Source organism: Agrobacterium larrymoorei, assembly GCF_013322225.1.
GTDB lineage: Bacteria > Pseudomonadota > Alphaproteobacteria > Rhizobiales > Rhizobiaceae > Agrobacterium > Agrobacterium larrymoorei_A.
This window is the reverse complement of the sequence record NZ_JAAMFB010000024.1, coordinates 108385-115089: the sequence shown is the minus strand read 5'-3', so window position 1 is coordinate 115089 and position 6705 is coordinate 108385. Positions and strand designations below refer to the sequence as shown.

Sequence of the window (6705 nt, the reverse complement as noted above, 5' to 3'; positions counted from 1 at the left end):
CAAAGCTGAACTGAGAACCGCTCTTCATCGCCATGCCACCGCCCCTTCGATCGCTCACAAACAAAGTGAATCATATTCGTCGGGTTTTGCAATGGTCCCACAGGGGGAGAGGAAAAGACCGCACCGCTTCGATGCCATTTAACCGTAGAAAAGGCCGTGAGGGTGCGGCTGGGTTTATCTCTCCCCTTGTGGGAGAGAAAGCAATTTCAACATCTTAGCCAAAGGCTAAGTGTTAGAAATTGCCAGTGAGGGGTTGCGCTTACGCCGACCTCGCCATCACTTTCAAGCCGCCTGCCTAACCCTCGCTGCCTCAGCCTCACCCACATTGAACCGGTTGACCAGCACGGAGAGCGACTGGGTGGCGTCGGAGATTGCCTGGCTGGCGGCGTTGGTTTCTTCCACCATGGCAGCGTTTTGCTGGGTCATCTGGTCGAGGCTGTTGACGCTGGTGCTGATTTCCTGAATTCCGAGAGACTGTTCGCGTGAGGCGGTGGCGATGCTGTCGATGTTCACGTCGATGCGGGTGACGACCTCCTCGATCTGTGCCAGCGCCGTACCGGTGGATTGCACCAGACTGACGCCGGAGGCGACTTCCATGCTGGATTTTCCGATCAGTTCCTTGATTTCGCGGGCTGCCTTGGCGGAGCGCTGGGCAAGCTCGCGCACCTCCTGCGCTACGACGGCAAAGCCCTTCCCGGCCTCGCCCGCGCGGGCGGCTTCGACGCCTGCATTGAGCGCCAGAAGGTTGGTCTGGAAGGCGATTTCGTCGATGACGCCGATGATGGAGCCGATTTCGCCCGAGGCACTTTCGATGCGCTGCATGGCGGAAATGGCGGTGCCGACGATTTCAGAGGAGCGGGATGCCGAATGGCGCGCTTCCTTTGCCAGATTGCGCGTGTCATCCACCCGTGCCACCGAGGTCTTGATGGTGGAAGCTACCTGTTCCAGCGCGGCTGCGGTCTGTTCGAGGGCGGCTGCCTGCTGCTCGGTGCGACGGGAAAGGTTATCCGCAGCACCGCGCATTTCACTGCCTTGCCCGTGAAGCTGGCCGGTTTGCGCCAGTATCTGGCCTAGCGTAGAGCGCAGCGTTTCCACCGAGCTGTTGAAATCGTTGCGCAGGCTCTCAAAACGGCTATCGAAGCGGCGGTCGAGCGTGACGGCGAGATCGCAATGGGACAGGCGGTTCAGGCCGCTGCCCAGCTGTTCGATGACGAAGCGAAGGTCATCGGCATCCGACAGGCGCTCCGCCTCGCGCCGTTCCCGGTCCGCTTCGGCGGCGGCGCGGGATTGCTCCGCCTCTTTCTCCAGCCGCAGCTTTTCAACGCCCGCATCGCGGAACACAGAAAGCGCACGCGCCATGGCCCCGATTTCGTCTGCGCGCTTGTGGTGGCGGATTTCGTCATCCAGCTTCCCACCCGCCATATGCGACATGGTTTCGGTAATATAGCGGATCGGCGCGATGGCGCGGCGTCTGAGAAAGACGGTGGAGCCGATGCACAGCAGGATCAGGATACCACCGAGAGCATAGCTGGAGCCCTGCAGCAGCTCCGTTTCGGAAGCTGCGTAATCCTCCCGCGACTTGCCATAGACGGTGCCCATTTCCACAAGTTCGTTGACCGACTTTTCATGATCGTGGAATTTATCGCGCAACTGCGCCATAGCCGCGTTGACCGCAGAGCTGTTGCCGGAAGACAGGGCGTGCAGGGTGGCGCCGTCCAATTCCTTCCAGAACGCATCGCCCTTGATCAGTACGTCATTTTGCAGCTTCTGCTTCAATTCATCGGGGAGCGTCGTGCTCTTCCAATATTCGCGGCGCTCCTGATACTGCCGGTTCAGCTCCGCGATACGTGTCTCGTTCGCAGGCAGTGTCAGCGGGTGTAGCGCGCTCTCATTGGCCAATGCATAGGTCTCGATGAGGTAAAGCGGTGGCGGAAGAATATCCGCGATCAAATCCTTGCCGTCGACGATCTGCTGATAGATCGGGCCGTTGACCTTCAGCCTGCTCAAGGCATCGGCACCGGTCAGAAGCGTAAGAACAACGCCCGCTACAAGCGCCAGACCCGTGGCCGTTACCACTGCGGAAAGAGATAGTTTCATCGGATGTGCTTTCGGAAGGATCGAATTGACGTAAGGGTAAGTAATTTGATGACAAACATTCTACGATTAATTTCATCGTATACTTGCAGTAATAGCGTTTATTAATAATGAATAAGCGAGTGCGTCTTTTTATTAGAATTTGTAAATAAATAAGTTCTGTTTTTCTTACGTGAGCAAATAATGCCGTAGACGCGGCATGGCGATATGGACTGTCGATTGCAATTTCTAGAATATGCCGCTTAATCTGGTGGAGATGCTACTGCCGCGATACACATCGTTTCTGTCATCTGAGTCGTGCAGGAGGCGTGAAAACTCCAGCTCCAGCTTTCGATCCTTGCCGGTATCGAATGCCAGCGTGGCGACCAAGCGCCGCTGGGTCGAGACATTGTCGTAATAGACCCATTCGTTCCGGCTTCGCTCCAGCGCCAGATCGGCGGTAAGCTTTTCCGTGAGCTTCGTCTTTATCACCATTTTCCAGCGATGCTGAAATTCCGCGATTGGATCGTCCAGATCGAATAGAGCGTAGTCCTGCGAATAGCCCGCAGCAAGGGCGATACTGTCATGAAGCTGCCATTCGGCCTCGGCGCGCAGGTAGGGACGCGTGCGCTTCACCTCATTGCTTATCTCGCTGCCGCGAAGCGTGGTGAAGCCGACTTCGCCCAGCACCGCAAACCGTTCGCCGAATTTTCGCCCGAAGGCCAGGGAGCCGCGCAGGTTGGAGGCGGGGAAGCGCTCATAGATCTGCTGCTGGTTCTCGGGAACCAGAGCCACATTATAGGCTCCCGTGAGCCCGATCTCGCCACCGGCGAATTCGCGCAGATGTTCTGCCTTGATGGCCGCCAGCGCCTCGTTCGCCTCCAGCCGCGCCGTCATGATGCCTGCGGGGCGAAACCGGGCCTTTCCTTTCAATAGCGCGGTATAGCTGCCCGAAAGCGTTGTCCTGCCGCCAAGCGCCGCAAGGGTGACGGAGGTCGAGAAATCCAGCTTGTGGTCCAGCTGTCGATAGGTGACGAGGTCTTTCAGGTCCGGATCGACGATGTCGCCCGAAAAGGCGCGGGTGCCGCGCATCTGCATCTGCCATTCCAGCCGGTCGCTGACCTTTTGCGACAGCGAAAAATTGACCCAGCTATTATGTTCAACGGCAAAGCGATAGCGCGGAACCAGCACTTCCTGATGGTTGAAGGCGTAGCCGAATTTCGTGCCGTCCCTTTCCAGTTCGCCTTCGAAGCCGACGGTGGTGCGCAGGCTGAGAGCCGCGATATTGCTGCGGTCGCTGAAATAATTCGTGTCGTAGGAGGTCTCGGTTTCATAGGTGATGCGGGGATCGGCAAGGGCGGCAGAAGCGCTGGACAGGCATGCGGCAAGAATGACCACGCTCCGCAAATGCATCGATATCTCCAATGGCTAATTCAGAGATATCTTATATATAGATGGTTAATAATGTTTGAGCGCGCCTCGCGATGCAGCCTGCGGTTTCAGCGCCAAGTCATTTCAAGAAGACGAGAGATTGGTTTGTTAGAATTATATTAAAATCAAAAATGTTAGTATTAACAATTCATTATAACATTAGCATATGCTTGCATTAGAATCGTCTAATTGTACTGTCCGGTCACGCCAGACGGCGTTGATCAACAGCTTAGAGGAGAGTTTAATGCTTACGAAAATCGCTTGCGCAACTGTCGTTCTCACCGCCATCTCCATGGCACCTGCCCATGCAGGAGGCCTGCTCGGCGGCCTTCTGGGCGGCAATGGCAACAAGGGCGGCCTGATCGTCGTATCGCCGAATGTCAATCTTGGCCTCAAGGGCCTCTTGTCCAACAACAGCCTGCTGAACGGCAACAAAACCGGCATTCTCAGCGGCATTCTGAATGGCAACAGCACGTCGGTCGATGGCATCGGCAACCACAACGACAACGACCGCGATCGTGGCTACGGCAAGAAGAAGCGCCGTTACTGAGATTTGTTATCATGGGGATACTGGAGGGGGGCCGGGTTGGTCCCTCTTTTTTTGTGTGATGGTGGTGGCGGCAGCAAGACCCCTCACTTGCAATTTCTAACACTTAGCTGACGCTAAGATGTTGAAATTGCTTTCTCTCCCACAGGGGGAGAGATAAAACCAGCCGCGCCGTCGCGGCTACTTCTACGATTACGTGGTATCGAAGCGGTGCGTCTTTTCCTCGCCCCTTGTGGGAGAGGATAGAAAACCTCGATCTTCGCAAAGCGAAGTCATAGGTTTTCTCGGGTAGAGGGGTTTTCTTGCTACCCATCAAGCCGAAATATCGACAATCCCGCAATCGCCTGCTTCCGATGCGAAGGCCAGCAGCTTGCCGGTGCTGCTCCATGACATCGAGGTGATCGCGCCCTTGCCGGGGCGGCGTAACAGGGCTTCCTTGCCGTCTTCCACACGCACACCGAGGACCATGCCGTCGATGAAGCCTATGGCGAGAACGTCTTCCGCAGGGTGGAAGGCGACGTGGGTGGCCATGATGTTGGCGCGGCTGCCGAGTTCGAGCGGTGCCTTGCCCATGGGGCCGTCCTTACCCGCGAAGGGCCAGACGATGGCGGCGGGTGCGCCGGAGGAGGCGAGCCACTTGCCCTTGGCCGACCATGACAGCGATTTCACCTTGGCGGGATAGCCGGTCATGCGCATATGGCGCGATTCCATCCCGGCCTTGGTCGCTTCCAGCTTCCAGCCGTGCAGGGCATTTTCCTGCATGGTGGTAACGAGGAACTTGCCATCGGCGGAAAAGGTGACGCCGGTATGTGCGCCTTTCCATTCCAGATCGATCGGGTCTCCTGCCGTTGCCACCCAGTGCAGGGTGACGCCATTGTAGCGGGCGGCTGCGATGCGCAGGCCTTTTGGCGCAAAGGCAATGGCCTCGACCGTGCGGTCTTCCTTGAATTCCTTGGTGGTGCCATCGCTCAGGCGCACGAAGCTGGATTTCCCGACGCCATAGGCGATGGCGTTCTGCGGGCCGCCTGCCACAACGCTTATCCACTTGCGCGAAACATGCGCCAGTTCCGTCACCGAGCCATCGTGCCCGATGCGCTGCACCTTGCCGTCTTCCCCGCCGGTCAGCAGGGTTGCGGAATAAGGATCGCGGATGCAGGTGAGAAGACCCTGATGGGCTTCCGTTACCTTCTCGCCACCGTCCAGCCGGTGAATGGAGCCAGCAGCGGTGGCGAAAATCGGGATATCGCCCAGAAAATGCGTCGCGACGACGTGGCCTTCAAGGTCAAGAGGAGCAACGGTGGGCATGGGCAACAAGTCTTTCGTATGTGGTTGTTATGGTGTTGGGCTGCGCCCTCTGTTCGTCATGCTCGGGCCTGTCCCGAGCATCTGCCACGCTGCAACACTTGCAACCTGGTCAGATCCTCGGGACAAGCCCGAGCATGACGGAGGTCTTTGGGCCGTTACGCCTTCACTTCGCAAGCGCGGAAACTGTTTTCCAGCTTTTCGCGATCCAGTTCGCGGCCGATGAAGACGAGGCGGGTTTCACGCTTTTCGCCGTCCTTCCAGGGACGCTGGTGGTCGCCCTCGATGATCATGTGGACGCCCTGAACCACATAACGCTCGGCATCGTCCTTAAACGCGATGATGCCTTTCAGGCGCAGGATTTTAGGGCCATCCGTCTGCGTTACTTTCTGGATCCACGGGAAGAAACGCTCCGGGTTCATCTCTCCGCCGCGCAGGGAGACGGACTGAACCGTCACATCATGGATGGGCGAGGGGGCGTGGTGGTGGTGCCCGTGGTCGTGATCGTGATGATGGTGATCATGGTCATGGTCATGGTCATGGTCATGGCTGTGATCGTGTCCGCAATCCGGGCCGCAGACGTGATCTTCGTGGCCGTGTTCGAGGAAATGCGGATCGTTTTCCAGCGCGCGCTCGAGATTGAACGCGCCCTGATCCAGCACGCGGGCAAGATCGACGCCCGAGCGTTCTGTCTTGTAGATGCGCGCGGACGGGTTGATAGCGCGCACGATATCCTCGATGCGGGCCAGTTCTTCCGGTGTCACGAGATCGCTCTTGTTGATGACGACGACATCGGCAAAGGCGATCTGGTCTTCGGCTTCGCGGCTGTCCTTCAGGCGCAGTGGCAGGTGCTTGGCATCGACCAGCGCAACGACGGCATCGAGTTCCGTCTTGGCGCGAACATCGTCATCCATGAAGAAGGTCTGGGCGACGGGAACCGGATCGGCAAGGCCGGTGGTTTCCACGATGATGCCATCGAAACGGCCCGGACGACGCATCAGGCCTTCCACCACGCGGATCAGATCGCCGCGCACGGTGCAGCAGACGCAACCGTTGTTCATCTCGTAGATCTCCTCGTCGGATTCCACGATAAGGTCGTTGTCGATGCCGATTTCGCCGAACTCGTTGACGATGACCGCATATTTCTTACCGTGATTTTCAGACAGGATGCGGTTGAGGAGCGTGGTCTTGCCCGCGCCCAGATATCCAGTCAGCACGGTGACGGGGATCGGCTTGATGGCAGCGGATGTTTCGGTGGTTGCTTCGGTCATGGAAAACCTCGAAATGAAAATGGCCGTGATCGGGCCTTGAATGCGTTGTTGTCCATATAGGCGCGCGGGACAGTCAGTTCA

5 protein-coding genes are annotated in these 6705 nt (G+C 57.7%); 1 reads left to right on the top strand and 4 read right to left on the bottom strand.

Translation table 11 applies throughout. The features are described from left to right. Window positions 1-282: 282 nt before the first annotated feature. Entirely contained in the window at window positions 283-2097 is a 1815-nt protein-coding gene (locus G6L28_RS15820) for a methyl-accepting chemotaxis protein (RefSeq protein WP_174064788.1), read from the bottom strand. 225 nt (window positions 2098-2322) lie between these two features. Further along, window positions 2323-3486, bottom strand: a complete 1164-nt coding sequence (locus tag G6L28_RS15815) for a hypothetical protein (protein ID WP_234902602.1) — start codon at window positions 3484-3486, stop codon at window positions 2323-2325. Between the two features lie 262 nt (window positions 3487-3748). On the opposite strand from G6L28_RS15815, the gene G6L28_RS15810 reads away from it, so the two are divergent. After that, on the top strand, window positions 3749-4054 hold the full coding sequence (locus G6L28_RS15810) for a hypothetical protein (RefSeq protein ID WP_174064786.1): 306 nt from the start codon (window positions 3749-3751) through the stop codon (window positions 4052-4054). Window positions 4055-4363: 309 nt separating this feature from the next. On the opposite strand, the gene G6L28_RS15805 is transcribed toward G6L28_RS15810, so the two are convergent. Next, window positions 4364-5356 carry a WD40 repeat domain-containing protein gene (locus G6L28_RS15805; protein WP_174064785.1) on the bottom strand — a complete coding sequence of 331 codons (993 nt, stop codon included), beginning with the start codon at window positions 5354-5356 and terminating at the stop codon, window positions 4364-4366. A 155-nt stretch (window positions 5357-5511) separates the two neighbouring features. Next, window positions 5512-6624 (bottom strand): CobW family GTP-binding protein, encoded by a 1113-nt coding sequence (locus G6L28_RS15800; protein WP_174064784.1) that lies wholly within the window; start codon window positions 6622-6624, stop codon window positions 5512-5514. Window positions 6625-6705 lie beyond the last annotated feature (81 nt).